This window comes from Pseudarthrobacter cremeus (genome assembly GCF_051857465.1).
Classification (GTDB): domain Bacteria; phylum Actinomycetota; class Actinomycetes; order Actinomycetales; family Micrococcaceae; genus Arthrobacter.
This window is the reverse complement of the sequence record NZ_JBPZHC010000014.1, coordinates 35,498-55,244: the sequence shown is the minus strand read 5'-3', so window position 1 is coordinate 55,244 and position 19,747 is coordinate 35,498. Positions and strand designations below refer to the sequence as shown.

General features: G+C 64.1%; 18 protein-coding genes. 5 read left to right on the top strand and 13 right to left on the bottom strand.

The features are described from left to right. Positions 1-36 precede the first annotated feature (36 nt). The 3 genes from ACS5PJ_RS20160 to ACS5PJ_RS20150 form a co-directional block, all read right to left on the bottom strand. Positions 37-1,002, bottom strand: a complete 966-nt coding sequence (locus ACS5PJ_RS20160; protein WP_439436641.1) for a hypothetical protein — start codon at positions 1,000-1,002, stop codon at positions 37-39. Positions 1,003-1,004: 2 nt separating this feature from the next. Continuing rightward, positions 1,005-1,658 (bottom strand): DUF6318 family protein, encoded by a 654-nt coding sequence (locus ACS5PJ_RS20155; RefSeq protein ID WP_439436640.1) that lies wholly within the window; start codon positions 1,656-1,658, stop codon positions 1,005-1,007. Between the two features lie 208 nt (positions 1,659-1,866). Further along, complete coding sequence (locus tag ACS5PJ_RS20150) at positions 1,867-3,375, bottom strand: HNH endonuclease signature motif containing protein (protein ID WP_439436639.1); 1,509 nt, start codon at positions 3,373-3,375, stop codon at positions 1,867-1,869. A 303-nt stretch (positions 3,376-3,678) separates the two neighbouring features. On the opposite strand from ACS5PJ_RS20150, the gene ACS5PJ_RS20145 reads away from it, so the two are divergent. Both ACS5PJ_RS20145 and ACS5PJ_RS20140 read left to right on the top strand, forming a co-directional pair. Continuing rightward, positions 3,679-4,737: a M4 family metallopeptidase gene (locus ACS5PJ_RS20145; protein WP_439436638.1), complete on the top strand. Its 1,059-nt coding sequence runs from the start codon at positions 3,679-3,681 to the stop codon at positions 4,735-4,737. Positions 4,738-4,797: 60 nt separating this feature from the next. Then, on the top strand, positions 4,798-5,121 hold the full coding sequence (locus tag ACS5PJ_RS20140) for a protealysin inhibitor emfourin (RefSeq protein ID WP_439436637.1): 324 nt from the start codon (positions 4,798-4,800) through the stop codon (positions 5,119-5,121). Positions 5,122-5,144: 23 nt separating this feature from the next. Here ACS5PJ_RS20140 and ACS5PJ_RS20135 read toward each other — a convergent pair whose 3' ends face one another. Beyond that, a complete protein-coding gene (locus ACS5PJ_RS20135) occupies positions 5,145-6,113 on the bottom strand; it encodes a GlxA family transcriptional regulator (protein WP_439436636.1) in 969 nt (322 codons plus the stop codon). Between the two features lie 81 nt (positions 6,114-6,194). Between ACS5PJ_RS20135 and ACS5PJ_RS20130 the strand changes: the two genes are divergently transcribed. Together ACS5PJ_RS20130 and hrpA are read left to right on the top strand one after the other, a co-directional pair. Further along, a complete protein-coding gene (locus tag ACS5PJ_RS20130; protein ID WP_439436635.1) occupies positions 6,195-6,362 on the top strand; it encodes a hypothetical protein in 168 nt (55 codons plus the stop codon). Positions 6,363-6,523: 161 nt separating this feature from the next. Continuing rightward, the gene (gene hrpA, locus ACS5PJ_RS20125; protein WP_439436634.1) at positions 6,524-10,462 is read left to right on the top strand and encodes an ATP-dependent RNA helicase HrpA; all 3,939 of its coding nucleotides are present in this window, start codon (positions 6,524-6,526) and stop codon (positions 10,460-10,462) included. Positions 10,463-10,481: 19 nt separating this feature from the next. Here hrpA and ACS5PJ_RS20120 read toward each other — a convergent pair whose 3' ends face one another. From ACS5PJ_RS20120 to ACS5PJ_RS20105, 4 genes are read right to left on the bottom strand one after another with little or no spacing between them, the layout of a single operon-like run. Next, the gene (locus ACS5PJ_RS20120) at positions 10,482-10,910 is read right to left on the bottom strand and encodes an HIT family protein (protein WP_439436633.1); all 429 of its coding nucleotides are present in this window, start codon (positions 10,908-10,910) and stop codon (positions 10,482-10,484) included. Further along, the gene (locus ACS5PJ_RS20115; RefSeq protein ID WP_439436632.1) at positions 10,907-12,064 is read right to left on the bottom strand and encodes an NAD(P)-dependent alcohol dehydrogenase; all 1,158 of its coding nucleotides are present in this window, start codon (positions 12,062-12,064) and stop codon (positions 10,907-10,909) included. The genes ACS5PJ_RS20120 and ACS5PJ_RS20115 overlap by 4 nt, the downstream gene beginning before the upstream one ends. After that, positions 12,061-12,951, bottom strand: a complete 891-nt coding sequence (locus ACS5PJ_RS20110) for a sulfurtransferase (protein ID WP_439436631.1) — start codon at positions 12,949-12,951, stop codon at positions 12,061-12,063. The genes ACS5PJ_RS20115 and ACS5PJ_RS20110 overlap by 4 nt, the downstream gene beginning before the upstream one ends. A gap of 18 nt (positions 12,952-12,969) precedes the next feature. Further along, entirely contained in the window at positions 12,970-13,626 is a 657-nt protein-coding gene (locus ACS5PJ_RS20105; RefSeq protein WP_439436630.1) for an MBL fold metallo-hydrolase, read from the bottom strand. Positions 13,627-13,735: 109 nt separating this feature from the next. Between ACS5PJ_RS20105 and ACS5PJ_RS20100 the strand changes: the two genes are divergently transcribed. Beyond that, positions 13,736-14,269: a Fur family transcriptional regulator gene (locus ACS5PJ_RS20100; protein WP_439436652.1), complete on the top strand. Its 534-nt coding sequence runs from the start codon at positions 13,736-13,738 to the stop codon at positions 14,267-14,269. A gap of 32 nt (positions 14,270-14,301) precedes the next feature. On the opposite strand, the gene ACS5PJ_RS20095 is transcribed toward ACS5PJ_RS20100, so the two are convergent. The 5 genes from ACS5PJ_RS20095 to ACS5PJ_RS20075 form a co-directional block, all read right to left on the bottom strand. Beyond that, a complete protein-coding gene (locus tag ACS5PJ_RS20095) occupies positions 14,302-15,177 on the bottom strand; it encodes a metal ABC transporter permease (RefSeq protein WP_439436629.1) in 876 nt (291 codons plus the stop codon). Then, the gene (locus ACS5PJ_RS20090) at positions 15,177-15,992 is read right to left on the bottom strand and encodes a metal ABC transporter ATP-binding protein (RefSeq protein WP_439436628.1); all 816 of its coding nucleotides are present in this window, start codon (positions 15,990-15,992) and stop codon (positions 15,177-15,179) included. Before ACS5PJ_RS20090 ends, ACS5PJ_RS20095 begins: the two co-directional genes overlap by 1 nt. Then, on the bottom strand, positions 15,989-16,996 hold the full coding sequence (locus ACS5PJ_RS20085; RefSeq protein ID WP_439436627.1) for a metal ABC transporter solute-binding protein, Zn/Mn family: 1,008 nt from the start codon (positions 16,994-16,996) through the stop codon (positions 15,989-15,991). The genes ACS5PJ_RS20090 and ACS5PJ_RS20085 overlap by 4 nt, the downstream gene beginning before the upstream one ends. 107 nt (positions 16,997-17,103) lie before the next feature. Continuing rightward, on the bottom strand, positions 17,104-18,174 hold the full coding sequence (locus ACS5PJ_RS20080; protein WP_439436626.1) for a hemolysin family protein: 1,071 nt from the start codon (positions 18,172-18,174) through the stop codon (positions 17,104-17,106). Continuing rightward, positions 18,171-19,505 carry a hemolysin family protein gene (locus ACS5PJ_RS20075; RefSeq protein ID WP_439436625.1) on the bottom strand — a complete coding sequence of 445 codons (1,335 nt, stop codon included), beginning with the start codon at positions 19,503-19,505 and terminating at the stop codon, positions 18,171-18,173. The genes ACS5PJ_RS20080 and ACS5PJ_RS20075 overlap by 4 nt, the downstream gene beginning before the upstream one ends. Positions 19,506-19,747: the final 242 nt, after the last annotated feature.

The following is a 19,747-nucleotide window of genomic DNA, read 5'->3' as shown; positions in this document are numbered from 1 at the left end:
TTCGTGCTTTGTCCTCTTTCGAAAAGACGCGGGGTTCTACGGGACCGGAATCGCCCCGGGACAGCCCTGGCCCTGGGGATTCTGGTTGCAGTCGTCCGCGTAATTGCGCGTGATGGAGCGCCACACGCTGATGGTCTGCGGCGGTGCGCTGAATTGGCCCTGGCCAGGGATGGGTAACGGTGGCCCGCTGTTGACGGAATAGGTTCCTTGGAAAGACGTTGTCAGGACCATCTGGAAGTCACCCGTATTTGTGTACACATGACTCGTCCTGGTCTTTTCGCCCCAACGGTCCTGCGGCAGGGGCCCGCCCATGGACGGTTGAGGACCGAACACGGTGCCATCACCGTAATTCCAGGTGTACTGCATGGGGGTGGCGACTACATGCACTTTCTGGCCAAACATCGTGACATCGAACTGCTGCTCGGCGGCGTTTGCGTAGAAGTTGGTTTCAGCCCCGCGCAGGGTGTGCGGGCTCGGTTGAGCCACAACCGCCCCTGCATTGACCGGCAGACTTTCGAACTGTCGTTGGATGTCCGCGGCGATCCGGGGCAGTAAGTCCTCGGGCTTTGCATCGTAGAGGCAGGTCGGGCCGGAGTGGATGACCCATACCGCGCCTGGAACGCCTCTCGGCTTGGATAGCCAGATGACGGGAATACCTTCCTCGTTACCTACTGGCCCGCTTTTGCACTCAATCTGGCCGCGAAGGCAAACCGAATCGAAGTCGCCCCCGCCAAGGTGGCACTGGAGCTCATACTTGTAATCGTTGGGGTCGGTTGCCGCAGCGCCCGGCTCGCGTCTGACAAATCCGCCGGTTCCCGGCACCAAGTCCCATCCCTCAATGCCCGTGCCACCCGAAACCCAATGTCCTTTTGCTGGCGGCGCTTTTTCCCCTTCTGACGCTATTGACCCTTCTCGATCAGTGGTCCATGCCGCCGGTCCGTGGACATTCATCCCCAAAAGAAGGGGTAGAACAAATGTTAGGCGCACGAGCAGTGGTGACATGTCTAACCTGCGATCGGCTCAATTGTGTTCACAAACCAAGACCCTTCGCGATACACGGCAAACATGAGGCTGCCAGAGTCCGCAGGCTTGGGATCAGTGCTATCCAGAGTTCCGTCGGGATTGTAGTAAGACAGGGCCTCCTGAGAGACTTGGATGGCCACCTGGATGCTGCCGTCCTCTGCTGCTTGAAAATTAGTTGTAACGGCCGGAGTCCCAACCTTGCCTCCAGCCAGCCAACGACCGTCCTGATGCCAGCCAGTCTGGACCTCTTGGGCGCGAGCGCACATTATGCAACGTGGACTCGTTATTGCCGAGATCTGATTGACATCGCCGGTCTCATAGCCGTAGCTCAATAATTCAAACCAGTATCGGGCAAAGGCCTCCAGTCCCTCCTTCGTCTCTGTCTTCGCCACTTCGGGCAGCACGGGAACAGGAACATTTTGGGCTCGGCCTGACGCGTCCGCGGGTTTGTACGTTGCGGTTGGCGTTGGGGTTGCACTCGGCGAGATGGACTCAACAGCTGAGGATGTCGCTGTGGCGGCCGGGCCCGGGTCACCACCGGAATTGCAGCCCGAAAGCGCGGCGGCCACTGCCATGACAAGGGCAACGCTGACCGCTCGGATGCGCCAAGACGAAGTGAGTTTGTGCGATGTCATGGGCAGCTAATCCCCCGATAGTTTTCAAAACGCCTGGCTCCGGACAATGACTCAAGGGTAGCCCAGCCGACATTTGGGTGATCAAAGTTATCCACAGCTACCCGCCCACGGTTCTACCACCCGGGAATTGATATAAGAAGTCACATGCCGTTGGCACACCCATATCTCGGAAAATTTGGGCGGCGAAAAGTGGCTCCGTGAAAGCGGACTACGTTGCCGCCCTGGTGCTGGTCTCCAACCAGAACCAGTCGACCATGTCAGACGCCCCGTTGTGAGCGCTGTCCGCAAGCACGCCAAGCAACGCAGCCTCCACGCTCCAGCACTCAGAGATGGGCGGGCTCAGCCATTCTTCCGGCCAGTGTGGTGGTTCCCAGTCGGGGTATTCGCTGGCGTAGCGTCTGCCGGTGGGTGAGGTCCAGCCCGGCGGATGGTCTTTGGTGGCCGGGCCGGGTTCCCAGCCGCCGGTGTGCCTGAGTTTGTGGTGTTTGGGGCAGGGTTGGGCGAGGTTGCTGATGCCGGTGGTGCCGCCCTTTGCCCAGGCGAGGAGGTGGTCCGCTTCGTTGTCCAGGGACTGGTTGTGGCAGCCGGGGAACGGGCACTTCCCGTCCCGCAGGCTCAGCCATTGGCGTTGGGCTTTGGTGACCGGGTAGCTGGTCCGGCCGATCTCCAGCGGTGCGCCGTCCCTCGGGTCGATCAGGACCCGGTGGAAGGACGTGGCGCCGTCCGCGATGAGCCTGCGTGCCATGGTGACCGGGATCGGCCCGTACCCGTCCAGCATCGCCGGCTCATCGGTGGCACCAAGCAACGCCATGATGGGCGCGGTGAGCAGGACCTGCGCACGCGGCGAGGGCGGGACACCTTCGGTGAGGTTGTCAGCGTCGCCGCCGAGGAGCAGGTTGGCGGCGATGTCGGCCCGCATCTGGGGCATGGTCCGGTCCTCGTCCGGGCCCTGCAGCGCCCGGGCGGCGGCGGTGGTCCGGTTCCAGATCCCCGCTGCCTGGTCAGCGGGCAGGTACGCCGAAAGCCAGGCCATCCCGTCCCGGTCCGGCCGGTATTCCAGCCGCCGGTCCGCCACGGATCTGCTGTGGCGCTTCTCGATGCTGACCGGGTGGTGCCGTTCCCGCCAGATCCGGGCCTTATGCCGGAACCGTGAGGGAACCAGTTCCCCGGCCGGGCAGCCCCGGTTGGGGTTCTCCACCCCGGGGTCCAGGAAATGCGCCTCCAACGCCTGAGCAGCAGCAGCATCCAGATTGGTGGTCTCATCCACCATCACCCGGGCATGCTGCCACGACATTGCCCCGGCCGTCAGCGCGGACAGGGTCAACGGCAGGCCGGTGGTCAGCGCCTGGGACTCGGACAGCAGGGTGGAGGCGGTCCGTTCGCCGACGGTGAGGACGCACGCGACTTCGGCCACGACCGCCATCTCCTGGGCGCGATCAGACATGTCAGGGGACGCCAGCGCCTGGGCCGTATCTGCGTAGCCTGCCGCGGCGTGGACCGTCAGAGCGGCGACCTGCGCATTAATCCTGGTAGTCAGGGCCAGCGTGTCCAACCAGCCATCAGCTTCCCGGCGCAACGGATCATCATCAGCACACCCGGCAGAGTCCGCATTCCCGGTGAATCCGGCAGAGTCAGTCCCACCCTTAAGAGCAGCCAGGAGTTCGGCCGCGGAAGCACAAACAGCCTCCGCCGCCTCAATCGCCGCTGGTCTTCCCATGCCTCTACCTTCTCAGGGGGCACCGACATTTAAGCGGCCCGGGATTCTCGAGCTGAGACACCCCGGTCACAACCCGACAGTGCCCTTAACAGGCGAACACTCTGTTGGCAACAAAAGGCATCATCCTTGGAACAGATCCGGCCCGAATGCGGCAACCCGCCGCCGTCGTACAGTCCCATTCCAGCTGGCGTCAACGCCTCGTGGAGCCTCCGCCGACGGGCGGGAGACGCCCCCCGGGTGCGCCTGCCCAAGATTGTCGGTGGCCCCTCATAGGCTGGTGATACCAACTTCAGGGGGTAGGCCATGCACACTTCAGCCACATTTTGTTCGATCATTCCGCCCTACCTGCTGCGGCGTTTGGCCCGGCAGGACGCGCCGCAGTTCTCTGCCGCCGCCCGCGCGGCAAAGGAAGCGTTGAGCCACGTGAGGTCGGTCCTGTCCGCCAGGACACAGCCTGCTCCCGCAGCTCCGCGTGGGCTGCGGGACGTCAAACCCGGTCCGCCCAACCGAAGCGTTTACGACGCCGCCGGATCAGAGATCCTGCCCGGCAAACTGGTGCGCAAGGAAGGCGACCCGGCTTCCGGCGACGTGTCCGCAGACGAAGCTTTCGACGGCCTTGGGCACACGCACCGTCTGTATGCTGACGTCTTCGGCCGGAATTCCATCGACGGCGGGGGCCTCCCGCTCGACGCCACGGTGCATTTCGGCAAGCTCTACGACAACGCCTTTTGGGACGGCCGGCAGATGGTCTTCGGGGACGGCGATGGCGAAGTCTTCCAGCGCTTCACCCGTTCGCTGAGCGTCATTGGCCACGAACTGGCCCACGGCGTCACCCAGTATTCCGGTGGGCTGGCATACCGGAACCAGGCGGGAGCCATCAACGAATCGATGTCGGACGTCTTCGGGGCGCTCGTGGAGCAGTACATGAAGAACCAGACCGCCGCAGAGGCAAGCTGGCTCGTCGGCGAAGGACTCTTCACGCCCCAGGTTGAAGGCACAGCCCTCCGTTCCCTGAAAGCTCCCGGTACGGCGTACGACGACGACGTGCTGGGCAAGGATCCCCAGCCGGACTCTATGGACTCGTACGTGCGGACCAGCGCGGACAACGGCGGTGTCCACATCAACTCCGGCATCCCTAACCGGGCCTTCTATCTCACCGCTGAATCGCTGGGTGGAAACGCCTGGGAGGCGCCGGGCCGGATCTGGTATGACACACTAACCGGCGGCTCGCTGCCGCCCACGGCTACCTTCAGGATGTTGGCACGGGCGACGGCGGCCTCCGCCGTCGAGCTTTATGGTTCCGGTTCCGCGGAGCATGACGCCGTCCGGAAGGCGTGGGAAACTGTGAAGGTAAAGCTATAACCAGTGCTTGGCATTCCGCCGGGCGGGCGGCCAAGCGGCAGGAAAGCCAGGAACCAGGCCATGAAAATCAGTGTGGAGCGCACGGGCGGCCTCGCCGCGCTGACACGGGTATGGACGGTGAACGCCGTGACGGAGAGCGCGAGAAGTCAATGGCAGCCCATCGTCGAAGCATGCCCCTGGGATGCGGTGCCAAAAACAGTCCGGGCAGCAATCGCTGAAACCGCCGCTCCCCAGCCGGATCGGTTCATCTACTCGATCAGGGCAGGACAGCGTCGGGCCGCCCTGCCGGAACAGGCCGTCACGGGGCCGTGGCGTGTACTGGTGGACACCACGCGCCAGGCCGCGGAAGACTCCCCCGCCGGACCCGGTCAGGTCCGCCAGTAACCGGTACAAAAATCACGCCGTGATTAGCCCACTTCCGCGAGCTGGCCCCGGAAAGCCCGTCGATAGGACTGGGGGCTGGTGTCCAGAACCTTGGCGAAGTGGTGGCGGAGCAGCACAGGATGCCCGAAGCCGGATTCCCGGGCAATCTCATCGATGTTAAGGTCCGTGGATTCCAACAGTTCCTGCGCCCGGATGACCCGCTGGGAGTTCAGCCAGGCCGCCGGCGTTGCCCCGGTTTCGGAGCGGAAGCGTCGGGCGAAGGTCCGGTCCGACATGTGCACCCTGGAAGCCAGGTCACTTACGCTGTGTTCCCGGTCAAGGTTCTGCACCATCCAACGCAGCAACGCTTCCATGGGTGCTGAACCGCACGTGGGCATTGGCCGGTCAATGAACTGCGCCTGGCCGCCGTCGCGGTGTGGGGGCACCACCATGTCGCGGGCGATGGCTGCCGCTACGTTTGCTCCCAGTTCGACGCGCACCAGGTGGAGGCAGGCATCAATCCCCGCTGCTGTCCCGGCGCTGGTGATCAGGTTGCCATCCTGGACGTACAGCACGTTTTCATCCACGCGCAGTTCGGGGTACCGGCTGGCGAGCTCCTGGGAATAGTGCCAGTGAGTGGTGCAGCGCCGGCCGTTCAGGATGCCGGCGCGGGCCAGCGCGAAAGCGCCCGAGCAGATGGACATGACCCAGGCGCCCCGGGCGTCAGCGGCCCGCAGGGCCTCCATCACGGATTCGGGAACATCCTCGTCCCGGCCATAGGGGGCCATGATGACGAGGTCGGCGTCGTTGGTGGCTTCGAGGCCCAAACTGACATGCATGGAAAGGCCCGATTTCATCCGGACGTCGCCAGGTTCAGGCGTACAGACCCGGAAGTCGAACGCCGGAACCCCGCTGCCGCGTTCTGACCTGTCCAGGCCAAATACCTCGCACGCGGTGCCGAATTCGAAGATCGCAAAGTTGGGAACGACGATCACAGCTACTGTCTTGAGCATGCTTCCATTATGGCAGAAATTTGCTCTTTTTGGTCATTTCTGCCACTGTTTTGAAGGCAGTCGCCGGAGCAGGATTGAGCCATGGAAATCTTCGGAATCATCCTCCTTGTACTGCTCCTCCTCGTCCTGGCAGGCACCGTCGCAGCGCTCCTGCGCGACGGCCTCGGCCACAATCCTCCCGTCACCTCCGACCAGGCCTGGTCCGCCCTGGACCTGCCCAGCACCAACTACACATTGCGGATATTCTGATCCGCAGGCATTTCCCCATCCATCCGAACAGCACACGGGGACCCGGCCCATCAGGAGCCGGGTCCCCTTGTGCTGTCCGGGTTCCCGGCTCTGCCTGCCCAGCCTGAAGCCGGCCGGCGAGGGCGGGAAACAGCCGATGCCCCAGTAGACTGGCTGCAGCCATGACATTTCATATCTCCTACCCTGCTGAGCTGCCCGTTTCCGAGCGCCGCGAGGACCTGATGGCTGCCATCGCCGCCAATCAGGTGACCATCATCGCCGGGGAAACCGGTTCGGGTAAGACCACCCAGATCCCCAAGATGTGCCTCGAGCTTGGCCTCGGCGATAACGGCCTGATCGGGCACACGCAGCCGCGCCGCCTCGCGGCCCGGACTGTGGCCGAACGCATTGCCGAGGAGTTGGGTGTGGAGATCGGCCAGGAAGTCGGCTTCCAGGTGCGGTTCACCGGCGAGGTCAGCCGCTCCACCAAGGTCAAGCTGATGACGGACGGCATCCTGCTGGCGGAGATTCAGCGCGACAAACTGCTTCGCAAATACAACGCCATCATCATCGACGAGGCCCACGAACGCAGCCTCAACATCGACTTCATCCTGGGCTACCTCAAGCGCATCCTGCCGCAGCGGCCTGACCTGAAGATCATCATCACCTCGGCCACCATCGATCCGCAGCGTTTCGCCAAACACTTTGGCACGGACGAGGACCCCTCCCCCATCATTGAGGTCTCCGGCCGCACATTCCCGGTGGAGATCCGGTACCGGCCGCTGTCACAGCCGGCCGGCGGTGCGGCGGACGACGACGACGCAGCCTCCGACGATGAACTCGAGGAGGACCGCGATCCCCTGGATGCCGTGTGCGACGCCGTCGATGAACTTGCCGCTGAGGCCCCCGGCGACATCCTGATTTTCTTCTCCGGCGAGCGCGAGATCCGTGACGCCGCTGAGGCACTGAACGCAAGGATCCAGACGAACCGCCGGCTCGCCGGCACAGAGGTCCTGCCGCTTTTTGCCAGGCTCAGCCTGCAGGAACAGCACAAGGTCTTCCACCCGGGTAACAAACGCCGGATCGTGCTGGCCACCAACGTGGCGGAAACGTCACTGACCGTCCCTGGCATCAAGTACGTCATCGACACCGGGACCGCTCGCATCTCGCGCTACTCGCACCGCACCAAGGTCCAGCGGCTGCCGATCGAACGCGTTTCGCAGGCCTCCGCCAACCAGCGTTCCGGCCGGTGCGGCCGTGTCTCCGACGGCATCGCCATCAGGCTGTATTCGGAAGAGGACTTCGAGTCCCGACCCCTTTTTACCGACCCCGAGATCCTGCGGACCAACCTCGCAGCAGTCATCCTTCAGATGACGGCCATGGGGGTGGCCCGCGGTCCGAAGGACGTGGAGAACTTCCCGTTTGTAGAACCGCCGGATTCAAGGGCAATCAACGACGGCGTGACTCTCCTCCGTGAGCTCGGCGCCCTCAATGCCGTACGGCCCGGGGATGCAAAGAGCGGCGGGCTGACCGCCGTCGGGCAGAAGCTTGCCCAGCTGCCGGTCGATCCCCGTCTTGGCCGGATGATTGTGGAGGCCGGCAAGCGCGGCTGCGTCCGCGAGGTCATGATCCTGGCTGCTGCACTGACCATCCAGGACCCGCGCGAGCGCCCCACCGACAAGCAGCAGCTAGCTGCCGAGAAGCACGCACGCTTCCGCGACGAGAACTCGGATTTCACCGGCTTCCTGAACCTATGGAACTACATCCAGGAGAAGCAGCAGGAACTCTCGTCGACGCAGTTCCGCAGACTGTGCCGGACCGAATTCATTAACTACCTCCGGGTCCGGGAGTGGCAGGACCTCTTTGCCCAGCTCAGGCAGCTGGCCCGGCCGCTGGGCATCAGCCTGGACAACAAGCGCCTAGCCGATCCGGTGGGCAATCACGAGGGAATCCACATCAGCCTGCTGTCAGGGCTGCTGAGCCACATCGGCATCCTCGACGAACGCAAGCGTGAGTATGCGGGCGCGCGCGGCAGTCGCTTCGCGATCTTCCCCGGCTCGGCGCTGTTCAAGAAGTCCCCTACCTTTGTCATGGCTGCTGAGCTCGTGGAGACCAGCCGGCTCTGGGCGAGGGTCGCCGCAAAGTTCGATCCCGTCTGGGCAGAACAGGTGGCGCCGGACCTCGTCAAGCGCAGCTACAGCGAGCCGCACTGGTCCACGAAAATGGGCGCCGTCATGGCGTACGAAAAAGTCACCCTGTACGGCGTGCCCATCATTCCCCAGCGCCGGATCAACTACAGCCGGGTGGACCCGGTCCTGGCCCGCGAGCTGTTCATCCGGCATGCCCTGGTGGAAGGCGACTGGAAGACCCATCACAAGTTCTTCCACCGGAACCGCGCCCTCCTCCTGGAGGTGGAGGAACTCGAAGCCCGCATGCGCCGGCGCGGCCTGCTGGTGGACGACGAAACGCTTTTTGAGTTCTACGATGCCAGGCTCGGCCACGAGGTGGTGTCAGAACGTCACTTCGACAAGTGGTGGAAAGAGGCCCGGCAGCAGAATCCTGACCTCCTTGACTACGACAAGTCCCTCCTGCTCGGTGACGACGCCGATGACCTGGACGAGTCCGCCTACCCGAAAACCTTGCTGCATAAGGGCTTCGAGCTTCCGCTGACCTACGAGTTCCACCCGGTGGCGCCCGGCTCACCGCCCAATCCGTCCGACGGCGTCACTGCCGAAGTGCCCGTGCTCTTCCTGAACCAGCTCGACGACGCCCCCTTCCGCTGGCTGATTCCGGGGCAGCGTGTGGAACTGGTGTCCGCCCTGATCAAGTCGTTGCCGAAGCAGATCCGCAAGAATTTCGTCCCCGCCCCCGACGTCGCCCGCCAAGCCGTTGCGGCCCTGGAGTCGGACTTCGACCCTGCCAATGATGACCTGGAAGCCTCGCTGGAACTGGCTCTCCGCCGGATCCGCGGACAGGTCATTCCGCCCGGATCCTGGAACTGGGACGCCGTACCCTCCCACCTGCGGGTGAGCTTCAGGGTGGTGGACAGCAAGGGGAAGGTACTGGATGAGGGCAAGGACCTCGCCGCCCTTCAGGAACGCCTGGCCCCGGCCACCCGCCGCGCCATCGCGGAGTCGCTGGGCGCGACGCCCGGCACCACCGCGCCAAAGTCACCGGGAAAGTCCGCCGGTGCCATACCCGCAGAAACCGGATCCGGAAACGGAATGACGCCCGGCGCTGTCCCCGGCTTCCGTGAGCAAAGCGGCCTGACTGAGTGGTCCTTCGGTGCTGTGCAGCGGCAGGTCAGCAATACCATCAAGGGACACACTGTTACGGGATACCCGGCCCTGGTGGACGAAGGAACGTCAGTTGCGCTGCGCGTCTTCCAGACACCGTCCGAGCAGCGTGAATCCATGCGCGGCGGCGTGATCAGGCTGCTGGCCCTCAGGGTTCCGGCCCCGGACCGGTACGTCCTGGAGCACCTGAACAACACCGAGAAACTCACGTTCAGCCAGAACCCGCACGGTTCTGTTTCCGCGCTGATCGCCGACTGCGCCCTGGCCGCTATCGACAAGCTGACCCCGGCTGAGGTGCCGTGGGACCGGCCGTCCTTTGACGCCCTCTATGAGCGGGTGCGCGCCGAGCTGATCGATACGGTTTTCAGCGTCACTGCCGTGGTGGAGCGGATCCTTGCCAGCACCCGGCGGATCGAGAAACTGCTGAAAGGGACCACCAGCCTGGCCCTGATCAGCGCCCTTAATGATGTGAAGAGCCAGCTGGAGCAGCTGGTGTATCCGGGGTTCGTTGCGAAAACCGGCTACGCGCAGCTGAGCCAACTCCCCCGCTACCTTGCTGCCATCGAGAAGCGCCTCGAAAAGCTGCCCGGCAACGTCCAGCGGGACGCCCTGAACATGGCCGCCGTGCAGCGCCTCGAAGACGACTACGACGACGCCGTCTCTGCACTGCTGCCCGGCCGGCGGGTCGGTTCCGAGCTGACCCAGGTTCGCTGGATGATCGAGGAGCTCCGGGTGAGCCTCTTCGCCGTCGAGCTTGGAACCGCCTACTCGGTGTCGGAAAAGCGGATCCGCGCGGTGCTCAACAAGGCGCTCGCGCCGGCCTGAGCAGGTGGAGATGCCGGGTTCAGCTTTCGGGCACAAATTCCCCGTAGCCGGCGGCCTTCAGCCCCTCGCGGAGCTTTTCCGCATTGGCATCCAGCACGGCGGGGTCGGGGTTCTGGTCCGCTGAGGCGAAGTTGAAGTCAGCCATGCTCCTGGACGGCCACACGTGGACATGCAGGTGGTTGATTTCGTAGCCGGCCACAATCAGTCCTGCCCGCTCGGCCGGGAAGACGTCCAGCTGGACGGCACCGATCCGGCGTGCCACCTCCATGATCTTTGCCAGCGTTTCCGGGGAAGCATCGGTCCAGCGGTCAACCTCCTCGGTGGGCACCACCAGGGTGTGTCCATGGGCCAGCGGGCCGGTTGTCAGGAAGGCCGCCACGTCAGGCTCACGCCAGACGAACCGCCCGGGAATCTCGCCGTTGATGATCTTGGTGAACAGGGTACTCATGCGTTTGCCTCCTTGGCCGGGGCCTGCAGCGTGCTGGTGTCCAGCACAAAACGGTATTTGACGTCGCCGGCCACCATCCGGTCGTAGGCGTCGTTCAGCTGGTCTGGCCGCACCAGTTCAATGTCGGCAACCACACCATGTTCTGCACAGAAGTCGAGCATTTCCTGCGTCTCGGCGATTCCGCCGATCAGCGAACCGGCGTAGGCGATCCGCCGCCGGATCAGGGCCCTGGGGTCCACCGGCGGCATGGCCTCGGACGGGAGTCCCAGCTGGAACAGTGCACCGTCCACGCGGAGGGTCCGGAAGAGGGGGTTCAGATCGTGCGGGGCGGCCACGGTATCGATGATGAGGTCGATGCTGCGGTTCGCGGCGGCCATGGCATCCGCGTCCCGGGACAGGATCACTTCGTCGGCGCCAAGTTCCAGTGCGGCGGGCACCTTGGCCTCGGACGTGGTGAAGACCACCACGTGCACACCCATGGCCTTGGCGAGCTTGACGGCCATGTGGCCGAGGCCGCCCAGCCCCACCACACCCACCACGTCGCCTTCCTCCACATCGAAGTGCCGGAGCGGGGAGAAGGTGGTGATGCCGGCGCAGAGCAAGGGGGCGACGGCGGCCGGATCAAGATTTGCGGGCACGCGGAGCACATAGCGGCGATCGACCACCACGGAGGATGAATATCCGCCCTGGGTGATGGCGTCGCCGTTGCGGGGGTCCTTGGCCCCGTAGGTCCCTGTAATGCCGATTTCACAGTACTGTTCCAGACCGTCCAGGCAGCTCTCGCATTCCCGGCAGGAATCCACCATGCAGCCCACGCCCACGCGGTCGCCCGGTGCGAAGTCGTCCACAGCCGATCCGACACGGCTGACGGTCCCCACAATTTCGTGCCCAGGCACCAGCGGATAGTTCTGGGTGCCCCATTCGCCGCGGGTTGCGTGCACATCCGAGTGGCACAGGCCGCAGAATTCAATGGCGATCTCGACGTCGTCCTCCTTGGGGGCCCGCCGTGCCAGGGTCAGCGGCACGAGGCCGCTCACACTGGAAACGGCCCCATAGGCAGCGGCCAGAACGCCTGTGCCATCATCGGTCGCTGAACTGCCGGCGGGCAAAACGGGGCGGGCAAGGGGCGGCGGTACCGGTCGTCCTGGAGTCATAGTGCGACGCTACCCCCGCGGGCCGCGGCATCGCCAATCGGCCCTCCACCCGCCGCCACAGGTAGCTCAGGATTGTTGGACCATTCCGAGAAGGACCCCGGATACAGGGCAGCCCGGAACCCAGCGATTTCCAGCGCCGCGACCTCATGGGCGGCCGTCACTCCTGAGCCGCAATACACGGCAACCGGAACATCATGACTGATTCCCAAGCTCTCGAACCGGCTTTGCAGCAAATCCGGCGGGAGGAACCGTCCGTCCCCGTCCACATTCTCCGTAGTCGGTGCGCTCAGGGCTCCCGGAATATGGCCGGCCCGCGGATCAATCGGTTCGAACTCGCCCCGGTACCTTTCGCCTGCCCGGGCGTCCAGAAGGATGCCGGACGCCGGCCAGCCTGCTGCTGCTGCCGCGTCGATGGGTGGCATCCGGCCGCCGCCGTCGAATGGAACCTCAAAAGAAACGTTGCCGACGGCGGCCTCCACCGGGCCGGTGTCCTCCTGCAGTCCGGCGGCCCGCCAGGCGGCCAGGCCGCCGTCGAGCAGGTATGCCTCCCGGAAACCGGCGTTGCGGAGCATCCACCAGAGGCGGGCGGCCGCCATGTTCCCGTTGTTGTCGTAGGCCACCACTGTGTCGCCGTTGCTGATTCCCCAGCGTCTGGCAGTTTCCTGGAAATCGGCGGCGGAAGGCAGCGGGTGTCTGCCCCGGGACGGGTCGGCCGGTGCCGCAAGTTCGGTGGCAAGGTCCACGAACACCGCCCCGGGGAGGTGCCCGTCAAGATACTGCTCCCGGCCATTGGGATCGCCCAGCACCCATCGGACATCCAGCAGAACAGTGTGCTGGCCGGCCGCAAGGCGGGCATTCAGGGCAGGTACATCGATCAGCGGACCCATCGTTCTCCTTAGGCAGTTCTAGACTTCCACCGATTCGCCGGCCGCAAGATGGGTGTACTCAGTGCCGTATTTGCGTCCCAGGCGGGCCACATGCGACTCCGCAATTTTGACACCCATCTCGTTCAGCAGGCCGTCATGGATCTGGAACGCGCGGGGGGCCCGGACGGAAATCACGAAATCCACCACCTCACTGACCTTGCTCCAGGGGGCGTGCAGTGGCACCAGGAGGGTTTCGACGCTGAGGCCGTCCGGGACAATGAAGGAATCCCCGGGATGGTAGACGTTTTCGTCCACCAGGTAGCCGATGTTGGCCACAATGGGGACATGAGGATGGATGAGCGCGTGCTGGCCGCCGAAGCTGCGGACGTTGAATCCGGCTGCTTCAAAAGTGGATCCCGGTTCAACCGTGTTGATCCGCGCGGCCTGCTGCGGCGCCTCCTCCCGCAGGTGCCCGGCCACTCCCGCCGGAGCGAACACTGCCAGGTCCTCCGAGCCGCGGAGGGCGTTGACCACAGCGGGCACATCCACGTGATCGCCGTGTTCGTGCGTCACCAGGATGGCGTGCGCGCCGTCCAGCGCTTCCTTTGTCTCGGAAAAGGTCCCCGGATCCAGCACCATCACGCGGTTGTCCTTTTCGAGCCGGACACAGGAGTGGGTGTATTTTGTCAGCTTCATAGCGCCAGCCTAGGTTCCGGCCCCGGGACTGTCCAAGGAAAACCGGCCGGGCAGCCCCGGCTGGTAATCTTGATGATTGCCACCGTCCCTCAGGGAAGCGAGTACCTCCATGCCGTCCGGCACCAAAGCAGACACGTCGCCGTCGAACGCTGCATCCGCCGGCAGCCCTGCAGGCCGGCCTTCCGGAACCCTTTCCGGCAGCGCTCCGGGCGCCGGAGCGGTCCCCGGACCGGGCAAGGAACAGCGCGTCACCAAGCAGCGCCTTGCCGTCAGCGCCGCCCTGGACGAACTGGACGATTTCGTCAGCACGCAGGAGCTGTACCGCATCCTGCAGAACCAGGGTGTCTCGGTGTCATTGGCCACCGCCTACCGGATCCTCCAGTCCCTCGCGGAGGACGGCCTCGTTGATGTGTTGCGCAACGGAGAGGGCGAAGCCGTGTACCGGCGGTGCGCAGTGACCGGCCACCACCACCACCTCCTGTGCCGCAACTGCGGGAAGGCCGTGGAAGTCGAGGCCCCTGCTGTGGAAACCTGGGCTGCCCGCATAGCCCAGGAGCACGGCTACACCGAGGTGGCCCACACTGTGGAGATCTTCGGGCTGTGCCCTGACTGCACGGCGCTCAGGGCCGCCGGAAAGCTCTAGGAAAGTACCCTGGGGTCCTACTCCCGCCATTGTCAGTGGGCGTGAACAATGCGTCCGTTGATGCCCTTCCGGGCCCGGAATGTCCCGATGACGCGGCACACGACGTATATAAGGAATGACAGCGTGGTGACGTACGGACTGATCGGAATGCGTCCGCCCAAAGCCAGCAGAATTCCGCCAACGGTTGCGGTGACGGCAAAAACCACACTGAGCACCACGAGCGCCACGGGAGAGGACGTCACGCGCAGCGCGGCGGCCGCCGGAGTGATCAGCAGCGCGAGCACCAACAGCGCACCCACCACCTGGATGGACAGCGCCACACTCACCCCCAGCAGCACCATGAAGATCAAGGCGAGGGTCCGGACCGGCACACCCCGCGCTTCGGCCAGTTCCGGATCAACGCTGGCAAAGTTCAACGGGCGCCAGATGATGACCAGTGCGGCGATCACGGCCACGGCAGCGCCGGCAAGTACCTGGAGCTGGACGGTGTCGACGGAGACGATCTGACCCGTAAGGAGGCCGAACTTGTTCGCGGCCCGCCCCTGATAGAGCGACAGGAACAGGATGCCCAGGCCCAGCCCGAACGGCATGATGACGCCGATGATGGAGTTCTTGTCCCGGGCCCTGACCCCCATCAGGCCCAGGAGCAGCGCCGCAGCCACTGATCCGATCAGCGACCCGAACACGATGTCCGCACCGATCAGCAGCGCAAAAGCCGCCCCGGCGAAAGACAGTTCGGAAATGCCATGAACGGCGAACGCCAGGTCCCGTTTCATCACGAAGGTGCCCACCAGCCCGCCCAGGAGGCCCAGCACCGCCCCGGCCCAGATGGAGTTCTGAACAAGTACCAGCAGTTCCCCGTAATTCTCGAAGCTGAAGATCGCTCCGATGATGCTGTCCGCGTCCATCAGGCCACCTCGCCGGCTGTTACGGGGACAACGTCGTGGTGGTGCGTGGTTGCGTCCGGGAGGCCGACGACAACGATGCGCCCGTTGGCGTGGATGACTTCAACGTGGGATCCATACAAATCCGAGAGAACCTCGGTGGTCATCACCTCTTGCGGGGTCCCCACCCTGAAGCGTCCGCCGGCCAAATAGAGCACCCGGTCAACATAGTCGATGATGGGATTGATCTCGTGGGTGACAAACACCACCGCGCTGTTCTGTTCGTGGCACTGCTTGTTAATGAGGGCGCTGACGGCCTGCTGGTGATGAAGGTCCAAGGACAACAGGGGTTCGTCACACAGGAGGACTTTGGGGTCGGTGGCCAGGGCCTGCGCAACCCGGAGCCGCTGCTGCTCACCGCCGGACAGCAGCCCCACCGGAACCTTGGCGTAGTCGCCGGCTCCCACGAGTTCCAGGAGCTCGTCAATTCTGCGGTTTGCCCGGGACATGCCCAGGCGCAGCCCCCAGCGGTGGCCGTCGACGCCGAGGCCCACCAGGTCCCTGGCGCGCATGGGGGTATCCGGGGCAAAGGATTTCTGCTGGGGGATGTAGCCAATCAGGTTGCTCCCACGCTCCACGGGGCGGTCCCCCAGTGTTGCGTGGCCGGACTGCAGGTCCTGCAGTCCGAGAAGGACCTTCAGGAAGCTGGTCTTTCCACTGCCGTTGGGACCAAGGACCGCGAAGAACTCGCCGGGGTTAATATCGAGGTCGAGATCCTCCCAGAGCGTCCGTTTGCCGAACTGCAGGGACGCCCCGCGGAGGCTCACCACCGGTTTCAACTATTTTTCTCCAAAACTTTGCTGACGTTCTGAACATTGTCCGTCATCCACTCCAGGTACGTCTTGCCCTCCGGAAGGGTTTCGCTGAAGTCTATGACGGGAACACCGGCCGATTCGGCAGCCTTCTTCAGTGCTTCAGTCTGAGGCCCCTCTGTCTGGGAGTTGTAGGCCAGGAACCTGAGTTCCTTGGATCCTGCCAGGTCCGTGGCGGCCTTCAGGACAGCGGGCGGTACATCGGAGCCTTCTTCAATGGCGGCTGTGTAGTCCGAAGGGGTCCTGTTCTCCAGGCCCGCCGCTTCAAGCATGTACATCGGTACAGGTTCGGTCACGGCAACGGGCGCACCCGCACCGCTGGCCTTCAGCGCCGCAAGCTTGCCGGCCAGTCCGCCCACACCGTTCTTGAAGGTGGCAGCATTGGCCGTAAATTCGGCGGCTGACGCGGGTTCCAGTTCACCCAGTTTGGCAGCCACCGAATCAGCCAGCCTGCCCATGGCGTCTACGCTGTACCAGACGTGTTCGTTGAACCCGCCGTGGTCATGCCCATGCCCTTCATCGGTTTCTGCGGGAGCCCCTGTTTCGACGGCGGACGGCGACCCGGTACCGGTTTCCTCGGGCGCCAGGCCTGATACTTCCACGGCTGTCACGATCTTGCTGTGTGGAATGTTGCTGTCATCGGCCAGTTTGTGCAGGAAGTCGTCATATCCGCCGCCGTTCTCGATCACCAGGTCGGCTTTGGAGACCAAGAGCCGGTCCTGCGCGTTTGCCTCGTAGGAGTGCGGATCCTGGCTTGCCTGGTTGATGATGGAGGAGACGTTGACCTTGTCCCCTCCGACCTGCCTGACGATGTCCGCATAGACGTTAGTGGATGCCACAACGTCCACCGCACCGGACGGGGTCCCCGAACCCGAGGGTGGCGCAGACCCGCTGCCGGGGCTGCAGGCCGTCAGGAGAAGGCTCAAGCCCGCAAGGGCTGCGAGGGACGTTCGGATGGCGGCGGGGTGCACGGAAACCTCAAATCGGTACAGGAGCGGACTTTTCTGCTTTCCGAAGTCTATCCCTAAATGGGAATGATTCCTATTTAGAAAAGACGGCGGATCCTCAGGGCACCGTCCTAATCCCCATTCGGCTGCCCGAGCCTCCTGATTCCGGTCGCCTGGGTGGCATCCCGGATCTCGCCCACAAGCTGCTCGATCACATCCTCAAGGAACAGCACCCCGTGCGTCTGGCCGTCAGCGCCGATCACGCGGGCCAGGTGCGAGCCAGTGCGCTGCATGACGGACATTGCTGTCTCTACTTCGTCGTCCAGGGCGAGGTTGGCCAGGGACCGGATCCGGCTTTCCGCGATGGGGTGCTGGTAGTCCGAGTCAGGGATCGACAGCACATCCTTCACGTGCAGGTAGCCCGCGATAATGCCGTCATCGTCGAGCATGGGGAACCGGGAGAACCCCGTCCTGCTGACGGCTTTCTCGAATTCCACCGGGGTGGTGGCCGCTTTCAGCATCACCAGCTTATCCAGCGGCACCATGATGTTTGAGGCCGTGTACTCGGAGAACTCCAGCGCGCCGGTGATGAGGCCCTGGTCATCATCCACCAGACCGTGCCGGGTGGACTCCTGCACGATCGACTGGACCTCTTCGAGCGTGAACGATGAATTCACTTCGTCCTTGGGTTCAATCCGCAGCAGCTTGAGGATGTGGTTGGCGGACCAGTTCAGCGCGACGATGACGGGCTTGACCAGCCGGGCAACGAACATCAGGGGCGGCGCGAGGAGCAGGGCAGCCTTGTCAGCAACGGATACCGAGATGTTTTTCGGCACCATCTCCCCGAAGGTCACATGCAGGAAGGTCACCACCATCAGGGCGATGGCGAACGCCGCGACGTCGGCAACCTCCACCGGGAGCCCCACGGCTTCCAGCGGGGCAGCCATCAGATGGTGGATGGCGGGCTCGGCGACCTGCAGGATCAGCAGCGAACACACGGTGATTCCCAGCTGCGCGCAGGCCAGCATCAGCGAGACGTTCTCCATGGCCCGCAGGGTGGTCTGCGCCCGTTTGGAACCGGCGTCGGCAAGGGGTTCAATCTGGCTGCGCCTCGCGGACATCACCGCAAACTCGGCGCCGACAAAAAAAGCGTTACCCAGCAGGAGGACGATCAGCCAGAGAATTCCGGCCCAGTCACTCATCGTGCGCTCCTGTCATCGGGAGCGGACTCAGGTTCGGGCGTGACCGGATGGAAGCAGATTCTGTCGATCCTTCGGCCGTCCATTCTTGTCACGCTCAGGCGGCCCCCGACAACAGAGACGGTGTCCCCCACCACGGCAATACGGCCCAGCTCGCTCATGACGTACCCGCCAACCGTTTCATAAGCGGATTCGTCCGGAACGGTGAGTCCCGGGATCTGTTCGGAAAGCTCGTCCGGACGGAGGAGACCCGGAAAATACCAGTCGCCGGATGCGCTCTGGAGCAGGCCCGGGCGGACCTTGTCGTGTTCGTCTGCGACTTCACCCACGATTTCCTCCACGAGGTCCTCAAGGGTGGCGATTCCCGCCGTTCCGCCGTATTCGTCGAGGACGACGGCGAGCTGGAGGTTTCCCTCCCGCAACTCGGCGAGGAGGGCATCAAGGTGGATGGTCTCCGGCACACGCAGGACGTCGGTCATGATGGCGCCGGCTTCCAGGTTGGCCCGGCGGTCCCACGGCACCGCGACGGCTTTTTTGACGTGGACCAGGCCTTTGATGTCGTCGGACGACTCCCCGATCACGGGGAATCGGGAGTACCCGGTGCGGCGCGCGGCGTCCAGGATCTCCGAGACGGGCTGGTCCGCGTCGATCGTTTCGACCCGGATCCGGGGCGTCATGACATCGGCGGCCGTTCGTGCCGAGAAGTTCAGGGTCCGCGCAACGAAGTTGGCCGTGCCGGCGTCGAGCGTTCCCATGGCGGCGGAGCGCCGCACCAGGGAGGCAAGTTCGGCGGGCGTCCGGGCACCGGAAATCTCTTCCTTGGCTTCAAGGCCAAAGACGTTCAGTACCTTATTGGAGAAGCCATTGAGCACCACGATGGCGGGCTTGAAGATGGCGGTAAATACCAGCTGCGGCCGCGCCAGCGCTTTACCCACCTGGAAAGACAGTGCGATGGCCATGTTTTTGGGCACCAGTTCGCCGAGCAGCATGGACAGCAGCGTGGCCAGCGCCATGGCGATGACGAGGGAAATGGAGGCCGCAGCCACTTCGGGGATACCGACGGCGGCCAGCGGGCCCTCGAGGAGACGGCCCACGGACGGTTCCATCACGTAACCGGTCAGCAACGTTGTGAGGGTGATGCCGAGCTGGCAGCTGGACAGCTGGGTTGAGAGGGATTTCAGGCACTTGAGCAGCGGCACAGCTCCGGCGTCACCGTTATCGATGGCACGCTGGACAGTGGCTTGGTCAAGGGCAATAAGGGAAAATTCGACGGCGACAAAAAAACCGGTGCCGGCGATCAGCAGGAAGCCTGCCGCGAGGAGCAACCACTCCATTCAGCATCCCGCCAAAATGGCTGGAGTGCCGGGAAGGATGCCAGGCGGAGGATGGTCCGCCGGGGCCGAGGCTGTTTCAACAGAGGCTCTGCCGGCATGAACCGAGGAAGAGTGATGGGCGCGTGAACGGGGTTTGCCGGCTCTGCGGGTGGACTGGGCGGCGCTGCTGGATAAGCTCCGCTGACAGCCCCCAGGCCGGCACCTAGATTTACTGTCCATAAGGATGCCAGTCTACAGGAGCG

Coding starts and splice junctions, on each gene's coding strand:
- ACS5PJ_RS20160 (WP_439436641.1), bottom strand. CDS start 1,002: ATGTCACCACTGCTCGTGCGCCTAACATTTGTTCTACCCCTTCTTTTG.
- ACS5PJ_RS20155 (WP_439436640.1), bottom strand. CDS start 1,658: ATGACATCGCACAAACTCACTTCGTCTTGGCGCATCCGAGCGGTCAGC.
- ACS5PJ_RS20150 (WP_439436639.1), bottom strand. CDS start 3,375: ATGGGAAGACCAGCGGCGATTGAGGCGGCGGAGGCTGTTTGTGCTTCC.
- ACS5PJ_RS20145 (WP_439436638.1), top strand. CDS start 3,679: ATGCACACTTCAGCCACATTTTGTTCGATCATTCCGCCCTACCTGCTG.
- ACS5PJ_RS20140 (WP_439436637.1), top strand. CDS start 4,798: ATGAAAATCAGTGTGGAGCGCACGGGCGGCCTCGCCGCGCTGACACGG.
- ACS5PJ_RS20135 (WP_439436636.1), bottom strand. CDS start 6,113: ATGCTCAAGACAGTAGCTGTGATCGTCGTTCCCAACTTTGCGATCTTC.
- ACS5PJ_RS20130 (WP_439436635.1), top strand. CDS start 6,195: ATGGAAATCTTCGGAATCATCCTCCTTGTACTGCTCCTCCTCGTCCTG.
- hrpA (WP_439436634.1), top strand. CDS start 6,524: ATGACATTTCATATCTCCTACCCTGCTGAGCTGCCCGTTTCCGAGCGC.
- ACS5PJ_RS20120 (WP_439436633.1), bottom strand. CDS start 10,910: ATGAGTACCCTGTTCACCAAGATCATCAACGGCGAGATTCCCGGGCGG.
- ACS5PJ_RS20115 (WP_439436632.1), bottom strand. CDS start 12,064: ATGACTCCAGGACGACCGGTACCGCCGCCCCTTGCCCGCCCCGTTTTG.
- ACS5PJ_RS20110 (WP_439436631.1), bottom strand. CDS start 12,951: ATGGGTCCGCTGATCGATGTACCTGCCCTGAATGCCCGCCTTGCGGCC.
- ACS5PJ_RS20105 (WP_439436630.1), bottom strand. CDS start 13,626: ATGAAGCTGACAAAATACACCCACTCCTGTGTCCGGCTCGAAAAGGAC.
- ACS5PJ_RS20100 (WP_439436652.1), top strand. CDS start 13,736: ATGCCGTCCGGCACCAAAGCAGACACGTCGCCGTCGAACGCTGCATCC.
- ACS5PJ_RS20095 (WP_439436629.1), bottom strand. CDS start 15,177: ATGGACGCGGACAGCATCATCGGAGCGATCTTCAGCTTCGAGAATTAC.
- ACS5PJ_RS20080 (WP_439436626.1), bottom strand. CDS start 18,174: ATGAGTGACTGGGCCGGAATTCTCTGGCTGATCGTCCTCCTGCTGGGT.
- ACS5PJ_RS20075 (WP_439436625.1), bottom strand. CDS start 19,505: ATGGAGTGGTTGCTCCTCGCGGCAGGCTTCCTGCTGATCGCCGGCACC.